The sequence below is a fragment of the Rhizobium sp. RHZ02 genome (assembly GCF_014851575.1).
Lineage (GTDB): Bacteria > Pseudomonadota > Alphaproteobacteria > Rhizobiales > Rhizobiaceae > Rhizobium > Rhizobium altiplani.
Map to the genome: position 1 here is coordinate 1 of NZ_JACUZX010000002.1, position 20957 is coordinate 20957.

The 20957-nt window shown below is 60.8% G+C and carries 21 protein-coding genes; 12 read left to right on the forward strand and 9 right to left on the reverse strand.

From position 1 onward, the window contains the following. From IB244_RS31880 to IB244_RS02955, 4 genes are all read left to right on the forward strand, one after another. Window positions 1-295, forward strand: a 295-nt coding sequence (locus tag IB244_RS31880) for a hypothetical protein (RefSeq protein WP_210334214.1), incomplete at its 5' end; no start/stop codon positions are given. 394 nt (window positions 296-689) lie between these two features. Beyond that, complete coding sequence (hrpB, locus tag IB244_RS02945) at window positions 690-3155, forward strand: ATP-dependent helicase HrpB (protein ID WP_192303162.1); 2466 nt, start codon at window positions 690-692, stop codon at window positions 3153-3155. A gap of 27 nt (window positions 3156-3182) precedes the next feature. Then, on the forward strand, window positions 3183-4493 hold the full coding sequence (locus tag IB244_RS02950) for an ActS/PrrB/RegB family redox-sensitive histidine kinase (RefSeq protein ID WP_025657900.1): 1311 nt from the start codon (window positions 3183-3185) through the stop codon (window positions 4491-4493). A gap of 71 nt (window positions 4494-4564) precedes the next feature. Further along, window positions 4565-5140: an ActR/PrrA/RegA family redox response regulator transcription factor gene (locus IB244_RS02955; RefSeq protein WP_025657901.1), complete on the forward strand. Its 576-nt coding sequence runs from the start codon at window positions 4565-4567 to the stop codon at window positions 5138-5140. Between the two features lie 2 nt (window positions 5141-5142). Here IB244_RS02955 and IB244_RS02960 read toward each other — a convergent pair whose 3' ends face one another. Next, complete coding sequence (locus IB244_RS02960) at window positions 5143-5637, reverse strand: MmcB family DNA repair protein (protein WP_026372086.1); 495 nt, start codon at window positions 5635-5637, stop codon at window positions 5143-5145. 180 nt (window positions 5638-5817) lie between these two features. Here IB244_RS02960 and IB244_RS02965 point away from each other — a divergent pair, with 180 nt between their 5' ends. Continuing rightward, the gene (locus tag IB244_RS02965; protein ID WP_018859447.1) at window positions 5818-6504 is read left to right on the forward strand and encodes a L,D-transpeptidase; all 687 of its coding nucleotides are present in this window, start codon (window positions 5818-5820) and stop codon (window positions 6502-6504) included. A 72-nt stretch (window positions 6505-6576) separates the two neighbouring features. On the opposite strand, the gene IB244_RS02970 is transcribed toward IB244_RS02965, so the two are convergent. The 5 genes from IB244_RS02970 to hslV all read right to left on the reverse strand — a co-directional run bounded on the left by IB244_RS02970 (window position 6577) and on the right by hslV (window position 13309). Continuing rightward, entirely contained in the window at window positions 6577-8745 is a 2169-nt protein-coding gene (locus IB244_RS02970; protein ID WP_169683918.1) for a malate synthase G, read from the reverse strand. A gap of 89 nt (window positions 8746-8834) precedes the next feature. After that, complete coding sequence (locus IB244_RS02975; protein ID WP_018859445.1) at window positions 8835-10247, reverse strand: cytochrome P450; 1413 nt, start codon at window positions 10245-10247, stop codon at window positions 8835-8837. A gap of 52 nt (window positions 10248-10299) precedes the next feature. Continuing rightward, a complete protein-coding gene (locus IB244_RS02980; protein WP_026372085.1) occupies window positions 10300-11247 on the reverse strand; it encodes a DUF1402 family protein in 948 nt (315 codons plus the stop codon). A gap of 187 nt (window positions 11248-11434) precedes the next feature. Next, window positions 11435-12742, reverse strand: coding sequence for an ATP-dependent protease ATPase subunit HslU (gene hslU / locus IB244_RS02985; RefSeq protein WP_018859443.1), 1308 nt, complete (start codon window positions 12740-12742; stop codon window positions 11435-11437). A 39-nt stretch (window positions 12743-12781) separates the two neighbouring features. After that, window positions 12782-13309, reverse strand: coding sequence for an ATP-dependent protease subunit HslV (hslV, locus tag IB244_RS02990; protein ID WP_018859442.1), 528 nt, complete (start codon window positions 13307-13309; stop codon window positions 12782-12784). Window positions 13310-13487: 178 nt separating this feature from the next. Here hslV and hisB point away from each other — a divergent pair, with 178 nt between their 5' ends. Genes hisB through coaA form a run of 7 tightly spaced genes read left to right on the forward strand, consistent with a single transcriptional unit; the run spans window position 13488 to window position 18142 of the window. Next, window positions 13488-14096: an imidazoleglycerol-phosphate dehydratase HisB gene (gene hisB, locus IB244_RS02995; RefSeq protein ID WP_018859441.1), complete on the forward strand. Its 609-nt coding sequence runs from the start codon at window positions 13488-13490 to the stop codon at window positions 14094-14096. Between the two features lie 23 nt (window positions 14097-14119). Beyond that, the gene (locus IB244_RS03000) at window positions 14120-14605 is read left to right on the forward strand and encodes a DUF2628 domain-containing protein (protein WP_169683915.1); all 486 of its coding nucleotides are present in this window, start codon (window positions 14120-14122) and stop codon (window positions 14603-14605) included. After that, window positions 14606-15256, forward strand: a complete 651-nt coding sequence (hisH, locus tag IB244_RS03005; protein WP_018859439.1) for an imidazole glycerol phosphate synthase subunit HisH — start codon at window positions 14606-14608, stop codon at window positions 15254-15256. Between the two features lie 26 nt (window positions 15257-15282). Continuing rightward, window positions 15283-16032: a 1-(5-phosphoribosyl)-5-[(5-phosphoribosylamino)methylideneamino]imidazole-4-carboxamide isomerase gene (gene hisA / locus IB244_RS03010; protein ID WP_018859438.1), complete on the forward strand. Its 750-nt coding sequence runs from the start codon at window positions 15283-15285 to the stop codon at window positions 16030-16032. Continuing rightward, window positions 16029-16811, forward strand: a complete 783-nt coding sequence (gene hisF / locus IB244_RS03015; RefSeq protein ID WP_018859437.1) for an imidazole glycerol phosphate synthase subunit HisF — start codon at window positions 16029-16031, stop codon at window positions 16809-16811. Before hisA ends, hisF begins: the two co-directional genes overlap by 4 nt. A 15-nt stretch (window positions 16812-16826) precedes the next feature. Continuing rightward, window positions 16827-17150, forward strand: coding sequence for a phosphoribosyl-ATP diphosphatase (locus tag IB244_RS03020; protein WP_018859436.1), 324 nt, complete (start codon window positions 16827-16829; stop codon window positions 17148-17150). Beyond that, window positions 17147-18142, forward strand: coding sequence for a type I pantothenate kinase (gene coaA, locus IB244_RS03025; RefSeq protein WP_018859435.1), 996 nt, complete (start codon window positions 17147-17149; stop codon window positions 18140-18142). Before IB244_RS03020 ends, coaA begins: the two co-directional genes overlap by 4 nt. On the opposite strand, the gene IB244_RS03030 is transcribed toward coaA, so the two are convergent. From IB244_RS03030 to IB244_RS03040, 3 genes are all read right to left on the reverse strand, one after another. Then, window positions 18139-18750 carry an alpha-ketoglutarate-dependent dioxygenase AlkB gene (locus tag IB244_RS03030; protein ID WP_113469645.1) on the reverse strand — a complete coding sequence of 204 codons (612 nt, stop codon included), beginning with the start codon at window positions 18748-18750 and terminating at the stop codon, window positions 18139-18141. The two genes, coaA and IB244_RS03030, sit on opposite strands and share 4 nt — an antisense overlap. A 1-nt stretch (window position 18751) precedes the next feature. Then, complete coding sequence (arfB, locus tag IB244_RS03035; RefSeq protein WP_018859433.1) at window positions 18752-19186, reverse strand: alternative ribosome rescue aminoacyl-tRNA hydrolase ArfB; 435 nt, start codon at window positions 19184-19186, stop codon at window positions 18752-18754. Between the two features lie 96 nt (window positions 19187-19282). Then, window positions 19283-20893 carry a phosphoenolpyruvate carboxykinase gene (locus IB244_RS03040; RefSeq protein WP_018859432.1) on the reverse strand — a complete coding sequence of 537 codons (1611 nt, stop codon included), beginning with the start codon at window positions 20891-20893 and terminating at the stop codon, window positions 19283-19285. Window positions 20894-20957: the final 64 nt, after the last annotated feature.

The following is a 20957-nucleotide window of genomic DNA, read 5'->3' on the forward strand; positions in this document are numbered from 1 at the left end:
GCATTTACGTCACGTTCTGAATCGACGAGAACTTCACACCTGTTTTCCAAACACAAAGGCCAAAACCCATGCGTCAAAAACCAGTGTAACTTCTCTTGATAAACGTGACCGCCAAAGTCTCTTTCAAAGAACCGAAATCTCTTCCGGTCCCGCAAGCTCCGCCGCCCACGTTTCTCTTTCTTCTCATCTTCAATTGTCAAATAACAGACCAGATACCCCGGTCGAATTTCCTCGCCTCAAACCCAAAAGCCCAAGGAACCAATCAGCACCAAAGCCAATCTTAAAAGAAACTTAAGAGCGAAGGACTTCGTCGCCAGCAGCGCCGCCGCCCTCGTTCAGTGAGGGGGCTTATAGATCCTACCCCTTTTCTAAGTCAACAGCGCCAGACAAAGTTTTTTGACATTTTTGTAACAGATTGATTCGATTGAGATATATTCTGGAAGCGCGGTTTCGGATTGCTTTTGGTGCGGAGGCGGCGACCCCTGCCTGTGCTGTTTCGGTCGCCACGACTTTGGGCTGTATCATTTGGGGCTGTTGGGCTCCGCCGCAGTCCGAATGTCGGCATGACTTGCACGCGATAGGGCAGCATCGGTAGTTTCGTTTTCGATCCGACACGTGGGGAATGACCGGCGCTTGTCCTGAATGGTGGGGGCCGGCACCATTCCCGCCAACGAAACGAAGACACCGACGTGACCCCTATGACTTCCTTGCCGGAGCTTCCGGTTTCGCATGTTCTTCCCGAAATCGGGGCAGCACTCGGTGCACAGGGGCGCGCAGTCCTTTCGGCGCCGCCGGGCGCCGGCAAGACGACGCTCGTACCGCTCTATCTGCTGAGGCAGGACTGGCGCGGCGACGGCAAGATCGTACTTCTCGAACCGCGGCGGCTGGCAGCACGCGCGGCCGCCAGCCGCATGGCCTCGCTGCTTGGCGAGACTGTGGGGGAAACGGTCGGCTATCGCATGCGGCTCGACACCAGGGTTTCCGCCAAGACCCGCATCGAGGTCGTGACCGAAGGCGTGTTCGCGCGCATGATCCTCGAGGATCCGGAACTCTCGGGTGTCTCGACCGTCATCTTCGACGAGTTTCATGAACGCTCGCTGGACGCCGACTTCGGCCTGGCGTTGGCGCTCGACGTACAATCCGCCTTGCGCGACGACCTGCGCCTGCTGGTGATGTCGGCGACGCTTGACGTTGCGCGCGTTGCTGCGCTTCTCGACCAGCCGCCTGTTATCGAAAGCATGGGGCGAAGCTATCCGATTGACGTCCGCTACAAGGATCGGCCGGGCGGCGAACGCATAGAGGATGCGATGACGCGTGCGATCGTCGACGCCCATGCCAGTGAAAGCGGATCGATCCTCGCCTTCCTGCCCGGCCAGGCGGAGATCGCCCGCACGGCGGAGCGGCTCCAAGGACGCTTCGGGCCGGAGACACTGATTGCGCCCCTCTACGGCAACCTGACACAGAAAGAACAGGACGCGGCAATCCGACCGGCCGAAGGCGGGACGCGCAAGATCGTGCTCGCCACCTCGATTGCCGAGACATCGATCACCATCGACGGCGTACGGATCGTAATCGATGGCGGCTTGCAGCGGCTTCCGGTGTTCGAGGCCTCAACCGGCATCACACGGCTGGAAACGGTGCGCGTCTCTCGCGCCTCCGCCGACCAGCGTTCCGGGCGAGCCGGCCGAACCGAGCCCGGCATCGCCATCCGCCTCTGGCATCAGGGACAGACCGCGGCCTTGCCGGCTTTCACGCCGCCGCAGATTCTCTCCAGTGATCTCTCCGGTCTGGTCCTCGACCTTGCCCACTGGGGCGTTCAGGATGCCCGCGTGCTGTCCTTCGTCGACCAGCCGCCGGAGACGACGCTGGCGGAGGCGCGCGCGCTCCTGTTGCAACTCGGCGCGCTTGACAAGGACGGCGCACTCACCCCGCGCGGACGGATGATGCGTGACCTTGCGCTGCCGCCACGTTTGGCCGCCATGGTGATCTCAGCCGGCGAGACTGGGCAAGCGAGAGATGCGGCCGCCCTTGCCGTGCTGCTGACCGAACAGGCCCTCGGTGGTCCCGGTATTGACCTCGAGGAACGGATGCGACGCTTCCGGTCGGAACGAGGTGAGCGCGCGGAGGGCGCGCGCCAGCTGGCGGCTCGACTGGCCAAGGGTCTCGATGTCGCAAAGTCAACGGAACCGAGCCAGGCGGGACGCCTTCTGCTGCACGCCTTTCCCGACCGAATCGCGCTGCAACGCGGCGGCAGAGGCCGATTCCTGATGGCGAACGGGCGCGGTGCGGAGCTGCCGGAAACCGAGCGACTTGCCGGCACCCAGATGCTCGTCATCGCCGACTTGACCGGCCGGGCGGCGCAGGGGCGAATTCTGGCTGCAGCAGAGGTTTCGCGTGGCGAGATCGAGGAAGAGCTACCTGGCGCCATTTCCACCGACAATCAGGTCTTCTTCGACCGCCAGAGCCGGCAGGTCAGGGCCCGGCGCGCGACGCGGCTCGGCGCCATTGTCTTCGAGGAGACGCCACTGCCGCGTCCAACCGGCGAAGCCGTCAGCCGCGCGCTGGCGGTAGGCGTGCGCGAGCTGGGGCTGGAACTGCTGCCCTTTTCCAAGGAAGCCATGCAGCTGCGTGAACGCATCGGCTTTCTTCATCGCAACATCGGCGATCCTTGGCCTGATGTCAGCGACCAGGCACTGCTTGCGCGGCTGGACGAGTGGTTCGTTCCCTACCAGACGGATGCCCGCGGGATTTCCGACATTTCCTCGAATGCTCTTTCGAACGGGTTGATGGCGCTGATCCCGCACGAGCTGCAGCGGGATCTTTCCCGCCTCGCCCCGACGCATTTCGAAGCGCCGACGGGACAGCGGCATCCGATCCGGTACGACGGCGAGGAGCCGACTCTGGCGATCCGCGTGCAGGAACTCTTCGGCCTCAAGCAGCACCCGGCAATTGGAGGCGGAAGGCTGCCGCTGCTTCTGGAACTGACGTCGCCCGCGCACCGGCCGATCCAGACGACACGCGACCTGCCGGGCTTCTGGGCCGGATCGTGGAAGGACGTGCGCGCCGACATGCGCGGCCGCTATCCCAAGCACCCCTGGCCGGAACGGCCGGAGGACGCCCCGCCGACGACAAGGGCAAAACCGCGTGGTACATGAGCCCTAGCATGGCTCAAGGAATGTCAAATGGTCGATACTGTCGAAAGTTCGTCGGAAGAGGACAGGCACAACAGCAGGCGCCTGAGACTGCAGACGCTGGTGCGGCTGAGATGGCTTGCCGTCGGCGGCCAGGCCGTGACGGTGTTCATCGTTGCCTTCTGGCTGAAGTTTCCGCTTCCGCTTATTGCCTGCGGGTTGCTGATCGCGGCGCTGGCGGCGGTCAACTTCTACCTGATGATCCGCTATCCGCCGACGCACCGGCTCTACCCAGGCGCCGCCTTCGCACTGCTCGGTTTCGATCTTCTGCAGCTTTGCGCACTGCTCTTCATCACCGGCGGCCTTGCTAATCCCTTCGCCGCGCTCGTCTGCGTTCCCGTGATCATTTCCTTCGCATCGCAGCCGATCCGCTTCAGCACGGTGCTCATTATCATTGCGATGGTCTGCATCACCATCCTTGCCTTTTCACCCTTTCCCTTGCCGTGGTTCGACGGGGTCGAGATCAATGTGCACACGGTGATGCAGTTCGGCGTCTGGTGCTCGATCGCATCGACCATGGCCTTCGCCGCCTTCTATGCATACCGGGTCTCAATGGAGGCGAGCCAGCTCGCCGACGCGCTGGCGGCAACCGAACTCGTGCTGCAGCGGGAGAAACACCTTTCGCAGCTGGACGGTCTTGCCGCAGCAGCGGCACACGAACTCGGAACGCCGCTTGCCACCATCAGCGTGGTTGCCAAGGAAATGGAACGGGAACTGAAGGATGACGATCGCTTTCGCGAGGACGTGCAACTCCTGCGCAGCCAGAGCGAGCGCTGCCGCGACATCCTGCGGCGGCTGGCGACGCTCTCGGCAGAGGGCGAGGCCCATCTTCGGCGGCTGCCGCTCTCATCCATGATGGAAGAGATCGTGGCGCCGCACAGGGAGTTCGGGATCAAACTCGAGCTCATCGAGAAGAGCCCGCGCAAGGGCGAGCCTATCACCGACCGCAATGCCGGCATCATGTACGGGCTCGGCAATCTGATCGAGAACGCCGTCGACTACGCGCGCGACAAGGTAACGGTTACGGTCGAACACGATCTGAGAAAGGTCCGCATCACCATCGAGGACGATGGAGAGGGCTATTCTTCCGATATCCTGACCCGGATCGGCGAGCCCTACGTCACGAAGCGGCAACGGGAGGACCGGGCCGGTGGGCTGGGACTTGGCCTCTTTATCGCCAAGACGCTCCTGGAACGATCCGGCGCGTCGTTGGTCTTCGAGAACCGCATGCCGGAAGCCGCCGGAGCGCGTGTCCGTGTCGAATGGCCGCGCATGCTGATCGATGCGAATTCGACAAAATGACGCTATGGACATAATGAAAAAGCTGAATAATTGACTTATATCAGGCGGGGCAGCCGCCGGGATTGATAGATATGAACGAGCTTGACCACGATTCCTCCCTCGCCAATGCGGATCATATCGGTCCGGACGCCAGCTTGCTGATCGTTGACGATGACGGTCCCTTCCTGCGCCGTCTGGCGCGCGCGATGGAGACACGCGGCTTCACGGTCGAGACAGCTGAGTCAGTCGCCGAGGGTGTTGCCAAGTCCAAGAGCCATCCACCGAAATATGCCGTCGTGGACCTGCGGCTTGGTGATGGCAACGGTCTGGACGTAATCGAGGCAATCCGCCAGCGCCGCGACGATACCCGGATCATCGTTCTGACCGGCTACGGCAATATTGCGACGGCCGTTACCGCTGTGAAGCTCGGCGCGGTCGATTACCTGGCAAAGCCCGCCGATGCGGACGACGTCTATGCCGCCCTGACGCAGCGGGCGGGCGAGAAAGCAGAGCTACCGGAAAACCCGATGTCAGCCGACCGTGTGCGTTGGGAGCATATCCAGCGGGTCTATGAAATGTGCGAGCGCAATGTTTCGGAGACCGCGCGGCGGCTCAATATGCATCGCCGCACGCTGCAGCGGATCCTCGCCAAGCGCGCGCCGAAATAACCCTAAATATCGTCGACTTCAAACGGCTTGCCGTTTGCCCATTCGGCCATCAGCAGGCGCTGGGCGGCTACGCGGGAGAAATTGAGCGTCACGGATTTACGCGTCGCTGGGGCAAGGCGATGTTCGGGCGCCTCGCGGATCATATGCGCGCCGTAGCCATCCGATAAAAACAACCCGCAGCCCTCGGGGAAAATCTCAAGCGGAACATCCTTGTGCGTGGCGAAAAACAGCCGATCACAATGCAGGCGATAGTCCGGCCACTTGCGGTCGACGCGAAAGTCCTCGATCGAGGTCTTGATCTCGATGATCCAGATTTCGCCCTTCTCCGAAATGGTGATCAGATCCGCCCGGCGTCCGCTCGCAAGCGACAGCTCCGGCAACACGGCGTGACGCATCTCATGAAGTAAAATCTGAGTCCCGCGCCGCACGAGCATAGCTCTGTCCGACTGCCGGCCGTCTATTAACGGATTGTTATTGTAAACACTCAAAATCGTCATGGATAACCGTAGGTCTGGCGCGCGCGTTGTTGCAAAAAAACCATGCGCTTCTAATTTGCCGCTGCGTATTGATTTTGCCGCACTGCAACAGCTTGCAAAGGCAAAGTTAATCGAAAATAAACCATAATCAAAGATGGTTCAAAAGACCGTTTCCCCTTGCCCATTTCCTAAGAGACATCCATGCGTATCCGCAATGCATTTCCTGTATTCGGCCTGATGGCGACGCTCGCTCTGGCCGGTTGCTCTTCGACTACCGAGAGCGCCTCCGTTGAAGACAAGGCCGTGCCGGGCCCGACCGTCCAGACCGCGCAGATCTTCGACGACGCCTATGGCGTGACGACGGATGCCGGATATTCGCTGCCGGCGATCCCGATCCAGAAGGTCAAGCCGCAGTTCCGCCGCCAGATCGTCTCTTACGAAACCACCGAGCGTCCGGGCACGATCATCGTCAACACCCGCGAGCGCTTCCTCTATTACATCCTGCCCGGCGGCAAGGCGATGCGCTACGGCATCGGTGTCGGCAAGCAGGGCTTCGCCTGGGCAGGCACGGCCTATGTCGCATGGAAGCAGGAATGGCCGACCTGGCATCCGCCGAAGGAAATGGCCGAGCGCAAGCCGGAAGTTGCCAAGTATGTCGAAGATGGCATGGGCCCTGGCCTCAGCAACCCGCTCGGCGCGCGCGCCATGTATCTCTTCAACGAAAAGGGTCAGGACACCCTCTTCCGCCTGCACGGCACGCCGGAATGGGCTTCGATCGGCACCGCGGCCTCCTCGGGCTGCATTCGTCTGATGAACCAGGACGTTATCGACCTCTACAGCCGCGTACGTCCGGGCAAGACGACTTCGAAGGTCATCGTTATCCAGTAAGCTGTTGCCGAAATGGGGTATTAGAAAGGCCGCCGGAACATTCTTTCGGCGGCCTTTTCTACTGATTTGTTCTTAAGCCTGCTTGCCCTTCAGTTCGAGGCGGCGGCGATGGAGGACAGGCTCGGTATAGCCGTTCGGCTGTGCCCTGCCCTTCAAGACAAGATCGAGTGCCGCCTGGAAGGCGATCGAACCGTCGAAATCGGTTGCCATTGGCACGTAGGCGGGATCGGATGCATTCTGCTGGTCGACGACTGCGGCCATGCGCTTCATCGTCTCGGCAATCTGCGCTTCGGTCGTGACCTTATGATGCAGCCAATTGGCCATATGCTGGGCGGAGATTCGCAGCGTCGCGCGGTCTTCCATAAGGCCGATATTGTTGATGTCGGGCACCTTGGAGCAGCCGACGCCCTGATCGACCCAGCGGACAACGTAACCGAGAATGCCCTGGGCATTGTTGTCGAGTTCGCGCTGGATTTCCTCCGGCGTCCAATTCGGACGAACCGCTACGGGGACAGAAAGAATATCGGAGAGCTTGGCGCGCGCACGGTCCTTCAGACCCTGTTGAACGCGAGCGACGTTGATGCGGTGATAATGGGTCGCGTGCAGCGTCGCAGCGGTTGGGGACGGAACCCAGGCAGTATTGGCGCCGGCTTTCGGGTGCGCGATTTTCTGCTCCAGCATCGCCGCCATCAGATCCGGCATGGCCCACATCCCCTTGCCGATCTGCGCATGGCCGGAAAGACCGCATTCAAGGCCGATGTCGACGTTCCAGTTCTCGTAGGCGCCGATCCAGGCAGCCTGTTTCATATCGCCCTTGCGGATCATCGGCCCGGCTTCCATCGAGGTATGGATTTCATCGCCGGTGCGGTCCAGGAAACCGGTGTTAATGAAGACGACGCGTTCGCGGGCGGCGCGGATGCACTCCTTGAGATTGACGGTAGTGCGCCGCTCCTCGTCCATAATGCCCATCTTGATGGTATTGCGCGCCATGCCGAGGGCATCCTCGACGCGCGAAAAGATCTCGGCAGCGAAGGCGACTTCCTCGGGTCCATGCATCTTTGGCTTGACGACATAGACCGAACCGGCGCGGGAATTCTTGCGCCGGCCATTGGGGCCGACGTCGTAGAGCGCAATCATGCCGGTGATCATGGCGTCCATGATCCCTTCCGGCACTTCGTTGCCGTCACGATCGAGGATGGCGGGATTCGTCATGAGATGGCCGACGTTGCGCACGAGCATCAGCGACCGGCGATGCACTTCGAAGGGCGTACCGGTCGGGCCGCTGTACTCCAAATCGGGATTGAGCTTGCGGATGAAGCTCGAGCCACCCTTGGACACCTCCTCCTGCAGGTCGCCCTTCATGAGGCCGAGCCAATTGCGATAGACGACGACCTTGTCTTCGGCGTCAACTGCTGCAACCGAGTCCTCGCAGTCCATGATCGTCGTAATCGCCGATTCCAGCCAGACGTCGGAGATGTGCGCCGGATCGCTCTTGCCGATCGCGGTCGAGGCGTCGATGACGATGTCGATATGGATGCCGTTGTTCTTTAACAGGATCTGCGTCGGCGCCGCGGCATCGCCCAGATAGCCGGCAAAATGCGCCGCATCGGTCAGCGAAACATGCTCGCCGTCGGTCGAAGTGATGACGAGTGCACCATCCCTGACAGCAAAGGTCGCGACATCCTTCCAGTTCCAGCTGTCGAGCGGAGCAGCGGTATCGAGGAAATTGCGAACCCAGCCGATGACCTTCTCGCCGCGCTGCGGATTGTAGCTCTTGCCCTTTTCGGCGCCATCGCTCTCGGGAATCGCATCGGTCCCGTAAAGCGCATCGTAGAGCGAGCCCCAGCGCGCGTTGGCGGCGTTCAGCGCATAGCGCGCATTCATGACGGGAACGACGAGCTGCGGACCGGCGATCGAGGCGATCTCGGGATCAACGTTGGCGGTCGATACCTGAAAATCGGAGCCTTCCGGCAGGATATAGCCGATATCCCGCAGAAACGCCTGGTACGCTTCCATGTCGGTCGGCGCGCCATGCTGACGGTACCAATCATCGATTCGAAGCTGAAGTGCATCGCGCTTGGTAAGCAGTTCGCGGTTGCGCGGAGCCAGATCGTGAACGATGGCCGAGAAATCTGCAAAGAACTTGTCGGCATCGATCTGCAGGCCGGGCAACGCCTCCTTCACCAGGAACTCATGAAGGACGGCTTCAACAGCAAGACCGTTTTTATCGATGCGGCTCATTCAATGTCTCCCAAGACCACGGCAGCTTTTTCATGCTGCCACTTTGCGCGGCTTTCATTCATAGTCAATTATGCAATAATTCGAAAGATTTATGCCGCTACGGACAAAGACCGCGGCGTGACGCGCATCGGCAGGCCGTTTTGCGGCTGCGTCGTCAGTTTCTGAACCGGCCATGGCCTTGTCTTGTCCGTCATATCGAAGCGGAACCGGTGCATCAGCACGGCCAGAGCGATAACAGCCTCCTGCAGGGCAAAGGTCGCGCCGATGCAGACCCGCGGACCCGCGCCGAACGGGAGGAACTGGAAACGCCCGATCTTGGCGCGATTCTCCGGCAGGAACCGTTCCGGGATATAGGCGCGTGGCTTGTCCCAATAGAGCTCGTGACGATGGAGCGTCCACGGCATGATGAGAACGGTGACTCCGGCCTCGATCTCGACCGTTTCGCCTTTCGCATCGGTCCAGCGATCGGCGGCGATGGCGGCGCGATTGATCGACGGCGCCGGCGGATAGAGCCGCAGCGCCTCCTCGAAGGCGGCACGCGTGTAAGGCATCAGATCGAGCCATTTTACCGGCTCGACATCCTGGGCCAGCACGCGATCGATCTCCTCCTCCATCGCCTCGCGGATGTGCGGCGTGTTGGCGACGCAATAGAGCGTCCAGGCGAGCGCCCGCGCCGTCGTTTCGTGGCCCGCGCCGATGAAGGTTAGAATATTGTCTTCGATCTCGTCGTTCGTCAGCCCGCCGGTTGCAGCCTGATCAAGGAGCAAGGTCAGAAAGTCGTCCGGCGCGGAGGCTCGATCGGCTTGCATACGCGCGAGCCGGGCATCCATGGTCTGGCGCACGATGTTTCGGAACTTGTCCAGCACCTTTTGACCGCCGATGCGGGTGACGCGCGGAACCCATGAGGGCGCGCGCAGGAGATCCATCGGGTCGACGCGCCCCATGCGGTGGAGGAGTGCGTTTACGTCGTCGGCAAAGCTATCGGAGGAGGTGACGATCTCGCCTGAGAACAGCGTATCGGCGAGCATGGCGAAGGTCAGTTCCGTCATGTCGGCGGCAATCTCGAAGACCTTGCCGTCTCTGCCAGCGGATTCGTATTTTATCGCGTAGTCCTCGGACTGGCGAAGCATCTGCCCGGCGAAGCCGTTTGCGTGGCGCGGCGTGAAGACCGGTGATACCGCCTTGCGGGATCGCTTCCAAACCTCTCCTTCCGCCGTCAGCAGGCCGTCACGCAGGATCGGGCGCAAGATGAGTTGGCGAATATCCGACATGCGGTAGTTCGTGGCATTGTCGACGAGAACATGGCGGATCAAACCGGGATCATTGACGATCAGGGTTCTTTCCCGAAAGAACCGTGTCTGGATCCACGGCAGCGTGTAGGAAGGCTCGCCCCAGAGCTCCAGCGGATTGCGCAGGATGGTGCGGATGATCTCAAGGCGGCTCGGTGGCACCGTGCGGGGCAACGGTGCCGGAGGTTCAAAGGGATCCGGACGCATGTCCATGAGAATTCAGCCTTTCGCGGAAGATTCTAAACTCTTCCCGGCAAGGCGGAAGCTAGAGCAGGCGCTCCAACTCGTCCAGCTTGTCGTTGACCAACCAGCCGTAATAGTTTTCCTCCGGCCAGACGGTTTCGCCTGAAGCGCGGTTCTTGGCCGCCAGGGCCGCCGCGCGCTGGCGCGAATTGCCGACATTATAGAGGGTGGCGGTCAGGCCCGGATTCTTGGAAATGTCCATGTCGGCGATCTGTTTGTAATCGTCGATCGAGCGGCGGATGGAGGCAGCGACGAAGGCAAGCGAGATATCGGGCTCCATGATTGCCTTGTAGACGGCACCGGCGTCCCTCTCGTTCAGCTTTTCATAACCTGAGACCTTGGAGACGAGATCCGAGAGCATCAGCGCGGTCAGCGGGTTGATCTGGCCGAGGCCGAAGGTCTGACCAGCGTAGAAGGGCTGAAAGAAGACGGCACTGAAGCGGTTGTTCGGGTAGCTCTTGCCACCGACCGTCTTGCCTCGGAAGTCCCTTTCCCAGACGTCCTCACGGCAACTCCACAACGTGTAGGAATCGCCCTTGCCGCTACATTCAGCAAACTCCGGCCGCTTGACGAAATCGTCCACGTCCTCGCCATCATAGGCGAAACGGAAACTCTGGCCGGCATAGGAAGCGGCCTTCACGTAATAGGATTGCAGGCGGTCATAGGCGTCGACATTGTAGGTATGCTCGCCGACGATCGCACCGACCACGTGGATCGGGTCGATGCCATAAGCGGCCGAAACTTTCTTGATCTTGCCCATCAGTTCGTGATCCGTGGCCAAGAGGTCACGGACCTTCTCGTATTTCCGATCGAACGAGCTCTTCGTGCCTTTGGTGCGACGAACCGAGGCGTCCGGAACATCCGGTTGCTCGGCATGACGATTACCTGACGGCACCACCTGCATGGCAAAAGCAGGCACCGAGGTCAGCACCGCAGCAACAATCAGGAGGCTTGTCATAAGGCGTCGCACGATCAGCATTCCCATCATTTTGGCATTGTCGCGAAGCGCGCTGACTGGACCACAATCTTGGCCGAATAATGCTGGCGCCGATAACGAGACGGGCCCTTCACTAAAAAGTAAAGGGCCCGCTGTCGAGATTCCAAGCTGTCAAAATCGCGGCGTCACATCAGTAAGGACAGGACCCGATGCTTGTTCATCACAGAATGAACCGGGACAGATCTGTGTTCTGCGCCAGGTCACCGACGTGCTCTCGGACGTAGTCGGCGTCAATCGTCACGGTCGAGCCGCCGCGATCCGGAGCATTGAACGAGATTTCGTCCAGAACGCGCTCCATGACGGTCTGAAGGCGACGGGCGCCGATGTTTTCGACAGACGAATTCAAGTGGACGGCCACATCAGCCAGGGCATCAATGCCATTGTCAGTGAATTCGAGGGTGAGGCCTTCCGTTTCCATCAGCGCCTTGTACTGCCTGATAAGACTCGCCTCGGTTTCCGTCAGGATACGGCGGAAGTCTTCCTTTGTGAGCGCGCGCAGTTCGACGCGGATCGGCAGACGACCCTGCAATTCCGGCAACAGATCGGACGGCTTGGAGACATGGAATGCGCCGGAGGCGATGAAAAGGACGTGGTCCGTCTTCACCGGCCCGTACTTCGTCGACACCGTCGTTCCTTCGACCAGGGGAAGCAGGTCGCGCTGCACGCCTTCGCGCGAAACGCCGGCACCCATGCCGCCGTCGCGAGCGGCGATCTTGTCGATCTCGTCGAGGAAGACGATGCCGTCATTCTCGACCGCACGAACCGCCTCGCGCTGGATAACTTCGTTGTCGATCAGCTTGTCGGACTCGTCGCGGATCAGATCCGTGTAGGATGCCTTGACCGTCGTGCGGACCTTCTTGGTGCGGCCACCCATCGCCTTCCCGAACATTTCGGAGAGGTTGAGCACGCCGATATTTGCGCCCGGCATGCCGGGAATGTCGAAGCCACCCATGCCGGTACCGGTGTCGGCGATCTCGATATCGATCTCCTTGTCATCAAGCTCACCGTTGCGCAGCTTCTTGCGGAAGCTGTCACGGGTCGCCGGCGAGGCCGTGGCGCCGACGAGCGCATCGAGAACGCGTTCCTCGGCGCTCATATGCGCCTTTGCCTGCACTTCGCTCCGCTTCTTCTCGCGTGCGAGCCCGATGCCAACCTCGACGAGATCGCGGATGATCTGCTCCACGTCGCGTCCGACGTAACCGACTTCGGTGAACTTGGTCGCTTCAACCTTGATGAAGGGCGCGCCCGCCAGCTTGGCGAGACGGCGAGAGATTTCCGTCTTGCCGACACCGGTCGGGCCGATCATCAGGATGTTCTTTGGCATCACTTCGTCGCGTAGATCCGGATCGAGCTGGTGGCGACGCCAACGGTTGCGCAGCGCGATTGCCACCGCGCGCTTGGCCTCATGCTGGCCGATGATGTAGCGGTCAAGTTCGGAAACGATCTCGCGGGGGGAAAATGTGGTCATATCGAATATCCCATCGGGGCGTGAATCTTTGAAACCGGGTCAAGCTTCGGCGTCGAGCGTTTCCACCACCACATTATGGTTCGTGTAGACGCAAATATCGGCGGCAATATCGAGGGCGCGACGCGCGACCTCTTCGGCGGATTTGTCTGTGTCCATCAGGGCGCGGGCCGCAGCGAGCGCATAATTGCCACCCGAACCGATCGCCATGGCCCCGTGCTCCGGCTCGAGAACATCGCCGTTGCCTGTTATCGCCAGCGTCACCTGCTTGTCAGCGACGAGCATCATGGCTTCGAGGTTGCGGAGATACTTGTCCGTGCGCCAATCCTTGGCAAGCTCGACGGCGGCGCGCATCAGCTGCCCCGGATATTGCTCGAGCTTCTTTTCGAGGCGTTCGAGGAGCGTGAACGCATCCGCAGTGGCGCCTGCGAAACCGGCAATAACCTCGCCCTTGCCGATGCGCCGCACCTTGCGGGCGTTGCCCTTCATCACGGTCTGGCCGAGGCTTACCTGACCATCGCCGGCCATGATGACCTTACCGCCCTTTCGAACTGTAATAATCGTTGTCATCTATTCACCTTTGCCCGTCTGCCGGGCTTGTTGTGTCGGGCCGAACGCCGGCCCTGTCGAGCCCTATGTAAGTGCGTGAATGCCGATTGCAAATGGCGTCTTTTTCTGCTGCCGCGGTTCTGGATATTTCGCGGCACGCCTGATAAGGAACGCCCGTATTTCCCGATGGAGCAGCCTTATGGCCGAGACCGCAGCAAGCCGCACGGGTACCGTGTCCCGCAAGACGAACGAGACTTCGGTTTCCGTTTCCGTCAATCTCGACGGCACCGGAAAGTCGAAAATTTCGACTGGCGTCGGCTTCTTCGACCATATGCTCGACCAGCTGTCACGACATTCGCTGATCAACATGGAAATCGAGACCAAGGGCGATCTCCATATCGACGACCACCATACAGTGGAAGACACCGGTATCGCGATCGGCCAGGCGATTGCCAAGGCACTCGGCGACCGCCGCGGCATCACGCGCTATGCATCGATCGACCTCGCCATGGACGAGACGATGACGAAGGCAGCCGTCGACCTCTCCGGTCGCCCCTTCCTTGTCTGGAACGTCACCTTCAGTGCGCCGAAGATCGGCACGTTCGACACCGAACTCGTTCGCGAATTCTTCCAGGCGCTTGCCCAGAACGCCGGCATCACCTTGCATATTCTCAACCATTATGGTGCCAACAACCACCATATTGCAGAGACGTGCTTCAAGGCCGTTGCCCGCGCGCTGCGTACGGCGACAGAGATCGATCCGAGACAGGCGGGCCGTGTTCCCTCGACGAAGGGCACGCTCGTCTGAGCCCCCTGAGGGAGCTTGACGACATGACTTCCAGCTATCTGGTTCTGACTGCGCCTAGCGGAACAGACTCCAACCACGAGAAGACGCGCTTCATTCGCGACGGTTTTACCGTGCTCGGGTTTCTCTTCCCCTGGATATGGCTGGCCTTCCACCAGCTGTGGCTCTACGCCATCGCGGCATTTCTCCTGCAAAGCCTTGGCGGTGCGCTGGCAGACCGCGCAGACCTCTGGCCCGTCGGCGTTGCGATCACCTTCGGCACCAGTCTGCTGGTGGCGCTCGAGGGCCAGAATCTTCGCATCCGCAATCTGGTTGCGAAGGGCTGGGCTGAGGCCGACCTCGTTTCCGCCGACTCGCTGCAGACCGCAGAAGAAATCTACTTTTTGAATGTCCAGACCGACGCCGACGACAGCCGCCCGGCGCCGTCGCCGCAATGGGATCCCGCAGCCCATGCCCCGCGACACGGCAACGCCACCTCGCTCGGTCTCTTTGGTTTTGATGGAGGACGCTGAATGCGCGTCGCAATTATAGACTACGGTTCCGGCAACCTGCGTTCGGCGACGAAGGCCTTCGAACGGGCCGCACGGGAAGTCGGCATCGATGCCGTGATCGATCTGACCGACAAGGCCGAGGTTGTAGCCGCCGCCGATCGCGTGGTGCTGCCGGGTGTTGGCGCCTATGCCGACTGCCGACGCGGCCTCGATGCCGTTTCCGGCATGTCGGACGCTCTGATCGATGTGGTTGAGAAGAAGGCCCGGCCCTTCCTTGGTATTTGCGTCGGCATGCAGCTTATGTCATCGCGCGGTCTCGAGAAGACCGTCACGGATGGCTTTGGCTGGATACCCGGCGATGTCGTCGAAATGACGCCAGGTGATGCCAATCTGAAGATTCCACAGATCGGCTGGAATACGCTGGATCTGAAATCCCCCCACCCGTTGTTCGACGGCATTCCGACGGGGCCGAACGGGCTGCATGCCTATTTTGTGCATTCCTACCATCTGGCGGCGAAAAACCCCGCCGACGTGCTCGCGACGGCCGATTACGGCGGCCCGATCACCGCCTTCGTCGGTCGCGACAACATGGCCGGAGCCCAGTTCCATCCCGAAAAGAGCCAGAATCTCGGCCTCGCCCTGATTGCCAATTTCCTGCGCTGGAAGCCTTGAGCTCGCGCATTGCAAGGACTGACAGAATGATCCTATTTCCCGCAATCGACCTCAAGGATGGGCAGTGCGTTCGCCTCAAGCTTGGCGATATGGACCAGGCAACCGTCTACAATCCCGATCCCGGAGCCCAGGCGAAGGCCTTTGAAGACCAGGGATTCGAATGGCTGCATGTCGTTGACTTGAATGGCGCCTTTGCTGGCGAAAGCGTCAACGGCGCTGCTGTCGACGCGATCCTGAAGGCAACGAAGAACCCCGTTCAGCTTGGTGGCGGCATCCGTACACTCGACCATATCGAGAATTGGCTGTCGCGCGGCCTTGCCCGCGTCATTCTCGGAACGATCGCCGTGCGCGATCCTGCGCTCGTGATTGAAGCCTGCAAGAAGTTTCCCGGCCGTGTTGCTGTCGGAATCGATGCCAAGGGCGGCAAAGTCGCAGTCGAAGGTTGGGCCGAGGCCTCCGAGCTCGGCGTCATCGAGCTCGCGAAGAAGTTCGAGGGCGCCGGCGTTGCCGCGATCATCTACACCGACATCGACCGCGACGGCATCCTTGCCGGCATCAACTGGTCGTCGACGCTCGAGCTTGCCGAAGCCGTATCGATCCCCGTCATCGCGTCCGGCGGCCTTGCTTCGATCGAGGACGTGAAGCGGATGCTCGAGCTTGACGCACGCAAGCTCGAGGGTGCGATTTCCGGCCGCGCGCTCTATGATGGACGCATCGACCCGAAAGAAGCGCTGGCGCTGATTTCAGCCGCACGCGCAAAGGAGACTGCGCAATGACCCTCAAGGCTCGCGTCATTCCCTGCCTCGACGTCAAGGACGGCCGCGTCGTCAAGGGTGTCAACTTCGTCAATCTGGTAGATGCCGGAGACCCGGTCGAGGCCGCCAAGGCCTACGATGCCGCCGGCGCCGACGAACTTTGCTTTCTCGACATTACCGCTTCCTCGGACAATCGCGAGACGATCTTCGATGTCGTCGCTCGCACCGCCGAGCAATGCTTCATGCCTGTCACCGTCGGCGGCGGCGTTCGCACCATCGCTGACATTCGCAAGCTGCTGCTTTGTGGCGCGGACAAGATCTCTATCAACTCGGCCGCCGTCAACAATCCGGATTTCGTTGCGGAGGCCGCCGACAAGTTCGGCGACCAGTGCATCGTCGTCTCGATCGACGCCAAGCGGCGGACAGTGCCTGTCCAAGGCGATGTCAGCGCCTGGGAGATCTATACGCATGGTGGCCGCAATGCGACCGGCATCGATGCCGTGGATTTCGCTCGGAAAATGGTCGAGCGTGGCGCCGGCGAGCTGCTTGTTACCTCAATGGACCGGGACGGGACGAAGGTCGGCTACGATCTCGAACTGACGCGTGCCATAGCGGATTCGGTTCGGGTGCCGGTGATAGCTTCGGGCGGCGTCGGCGACCTCGATGATCTCGTGGCCGGGGTCAAGCAAGGACATGCCAATGCCGTTCTGGCTGCTTCGATCTTCCACTTTGGTACCTATTCCGTCGGGGAAGCGAAGCGCTATATGTCGTCGTGCGGCATCGACATGCGTCTGGACTGAGTGGAAAGCGGAATCATGAGCGAATTTACCCTCGCCGACCTGGAAAAGATCGTCGATGCGCGATCGAAGGCCTCTCCGGAAGAATCCTGGACGGCAAAGCTCGTTTCTGCCGGTCAGCCAAAAGCGGCCAAGAAACTCGGCGAAGAGGCGATCGAGACCGTGATGGCAGCGATCGCCGATGACCGCGAAAACCTTACCTATGAAGCCGCCGACCTGCTCTATCACCTATTGGTCGTATTGAAGGTCGCAGGCATTCCGTTGCAAAGTGTCATGGCGGAGCTTGAGCGCCGTACCGCTCAATCCGGCCTGAAAGAAAAGGCGAGCCGGCAAAGTTCATGAGTATCGCAAGACAGCTCATCGGAGCGCCCGAAACGCTCGATCATTTTCAGGCGAATGCCTATTCGCCCTATCACTTCTTTTCTTCCGAGGAATGGGCGCGCTTCCGGGCGGATACGCCGCTCACCCTGAAGGGGGACGAGGTCAAGCGGCTGCGCTCCATGGGTGACCCGATCGACCTCGATGAAGTGCGGCGCATCTATCTGTCGCTGTCGCGCCTTCTGTCGGCGCATGTGGAATCCTCGCAGCTGCTGTTCGAGCAACGCAATCGCTTCCTCAGCCTCTCCAACGTCGCGAAGACTCCCTTCGTGATCGGCATCGCCGGCTCCGTGGCTGTCGGCAAATCGACGACCGCCCGTATCCTGAAGGAACTGCTGTCGCGCTGGCCGTCCAGTCCAAAGGTGGATCTTGTCACCACGGACGGCTTCCTGCACCCGAATGCCGTGCTGCAGCGTGAAAACCTGATGCAGCGCAAGGGTTTTCCCGAGAGCTACGACACCGGCGCGATCCTGCGTTTCCTGGCCGCGATCAAGGCTGGGCAGCCGAACGTCAAGGCACCGTCCTATTCGCATCTTGTCTATGACGTGCTGCCGAACGAGTACAAGATCGTCGATCGGCCGGATATTCTGATCTTCGAGGGCATCAACGTGCTGCAGTCGCGCGACCTGCCGGCTGGCGGCAAGATCGTTCCGATGGTTTCCGACTTCTTCGACTTCTCGATCTACATCGATGCGGATGAAAGCCGGATTCACGACTGGTATGTGACGCGTTTCCTGCGGCTGCGCGAAACGGCGTTTCGCGATCCCCACTCCTTCTTCCACCGCTATGCCTCGATCAGCGAGGAGGAAGCGCTGACGATTGCCGAAGGCCTCTGGGAAAACATCAACCTGAAGAACCTGCGGGAAAACATCCTCCCGACGCGCCCGCGTGCCGACCTTATCCTGCGCAAGGGCAACAATCACCTGATAGAACAGGTCGCATTGAGGAAGCTCTAGGCCGTTACCCGGCGAAGCGTCAGATTGATCCGGCCGCCATTCTTCAGCAAGGTCGACGTCGATGGATAGATCCTGTCGACGCCATGGAAGCAAAGGCGCCCTTCCGCACCCAAGATCACGACATCGCCGCTTGAGAGCTTGAAGGAAAGCGTGCGGTCGTCGCGCGCGAGGCCACCGACGCGAAACAGGCAGCTATTGCCGAGCGAGATCGACACAACAGGCGCTGCAAGGTCCTGTTCATCCTTGTCCTGATGCAGTCCCATGCGGGCCTCGTCGGAGTAGAAGTTGACGAGGCAGGCCTGTGGCGGCTTGTCATAGCCAGAGACGTCGTTCCAGATCTCGATCAATTCCACAGGCATGTCCGGCCAGGGCTTGCCCGTAACGGGGTGGGTCGGCTGATAGCGATAGCCGCGCTCCTTGTCGGTTACCCAGCCGAGCGGTCCGCAATTCGTCATGCGCACTGACATCGGCTTGCCGGTGCCAGGCATGACGGGCACGAAGAGCGGCGCACCCGCCACGATCGACCTGACAATATCCACCAAAGCCTGCTGTCGCGGCCGGTCCAGATAAACAGGACGATGACTGACGCCGTTCGGAAGCTTCAGCATATCAATCTCCGAGCGGTCGCCCGCGCATCTTCTTCACCTCCGCACGGCCCGATTTCTCCTTCAGCCGGCGCTCGACCGACCCCTTTGTCGGCTTGGTTTTCTTGCGCGGTGGCGGTGGCGGTTTTGCCGCCTCGAGAATCAGTTCCTTCAGCCGCTCGCGCGCGTCTTCGCGGTTGCGATCCTGGCTGCGAAAGCGGCTTGCCTCGATCATCAACACGCCCTCTTTCGAGAGGCGCTTCCCGGCCAGTTTCACGGCATTCGCTTTCACCCGCTCCGTCAAGGACGGTGAGTTTGGGATGTTGAAGAAGAGCTGGACTGCTGTCGAGACCTTGTTGACGTTCTGCCCGCCGGGGCCGCCCGCCAGAACGAACTGCTCGGTCAACTCCCACCCGGCGATGATGATTCGATCGTTGATGTAAAGCGGTTCGCTGGCCATACATTTTCTATCTCACATCGGCCGGCCCTTGGGAACAGACAAAGAAACCCGGCGGAGACCGCCGGGTTTCACGTGAATCATCAATGTTTTGGCGCATCATTCAGCGGCGGCGCGAAACCCCGGAGCCGCATCGCGCACCCCGCCATCCACGTGGCCTTCGAACTTCGCGAAGTTCTCGATGAACATCGTCACGAGCTTGCTAGCCTGCGCATCATAGGCGACCGGATCCTGCCACGTAGAACGTGGATCGAGGATGGCCGTGTCAACGCCCGGCACCACAACGGGAACAGCAAAGCCGAAGTTCGGGTCGACGCGGCTGTCTGCCTTACCGAGCTCACCCGAGAGTGCTGCGGCCAGCAGCGTGCGGGTCGCCTTGATCGGCATCCGCTTGCCGGTGCCGTAAGCCCCGCCGGTCCAGCCCGTGTTGACGAGCCAGCATTCAACGCCGTGGCGACCGATCAGATCCTTCAGCAAATTGCCGTATTCCGACGGATGGCGTGGCATGAACGGCGCGCCGAAGCAAGTCGAGAACGTCGCCTCCGGCTCGGTCACGCCCCGTTCGGTACCGGCCACCTTGGCGGTGTACCCGGAAAGGAAGTGGTACATGGCCTGATCCGGCGTCAGCTTGGCGATCGGCGGCATGACGCCGAAGGCATCGGCCGTCAGCATGATGATTGTCTTCGGGTGACCGGCGAGGCCGGTCTTGGAGGCGTTCGGAATGAAATCCAGTGGGTAGGCGCAGCGTGTGTTCTCCGTCAGCGAGCCGTCGTTGAAGTCGGGTTCGCGTTCATCGTTCAGAACGACGTTTTCGAGAATCGTGCCGAAGCGCTGCGTCGTTGCGTAGATTTCCGGTTCCGCTTCCGCCGAGAGACGGATCGTCTTGGCGTAGCAGCCGCCTTCGAAGTTGAAGATGCCATCCTCACCCCACCCGTGCTCGTCGTCGCCGATCAGCGTGCGGGCAGGATCCGCCGAAAGCGTCGTCTTGCCGGTGCCCGAAAGGCCGAAGAAGACAGCGGAATCCCCAGCCGGACCGACATTGGCCGAGCAGTGCATTGGCATGACGCCCTTTGCCGGGAGCAGGTAATTCAGCACGGTAAAGACCGACTTCTTCATCTCGCCGGCATAGAAGGTGCCGGCGATCAGCACTTCGCCATTCGTCAGGTCGCAAGCGATGACCGTTTCTGTGCGGCAGCCGTAACGCGCTGGATCGGCTTTGAAGGTCGGCAGGTTGATGATCGTCAGCTTCGGGACGAAGGATTCGAGCGTCGGGCGCTCTGGGCGGATCAGCAGGTTACGAATGAACAGCGAATGCCAGGCCAGCTCCGTGACGACACGGGTCGGCAGCGCGTTGTTTTCGTCAGCACCTCCGATGAGGTCCTGAACGAACAGATCCTTGCCGGCGGCATGCGCGAGCATGTCCTGCTTCAACAGCGCGAAGTGCTCCGGCGACATCGGCTTGTTGTTGTCCCACCAGATCTCGCCATCGGTTTTGGCGTCACGTACGACGAACTTGTCTCTCGGCGAACGGCCGGTGTGCTGGCCCGTCAGGGCCCGCAAGGCGCCATGGGCGGTCAGCTCAGCCTCACCCCGGCGAATCGATTCTTCATAGAGGGAGGCGGCGGTAAAGTTATAGCGAGCGCTGTTTGCGCTCCCCAAACCGATCGTCGCCAGCTCTATCGCCGGGTTGTGGACTCCGAACAGCTCCATGGTCTTTCCCTTCCCTTGAGGCTCGTGCCGTTAAGAACTGAGGCTGACCGTACGGGCTGGTTTT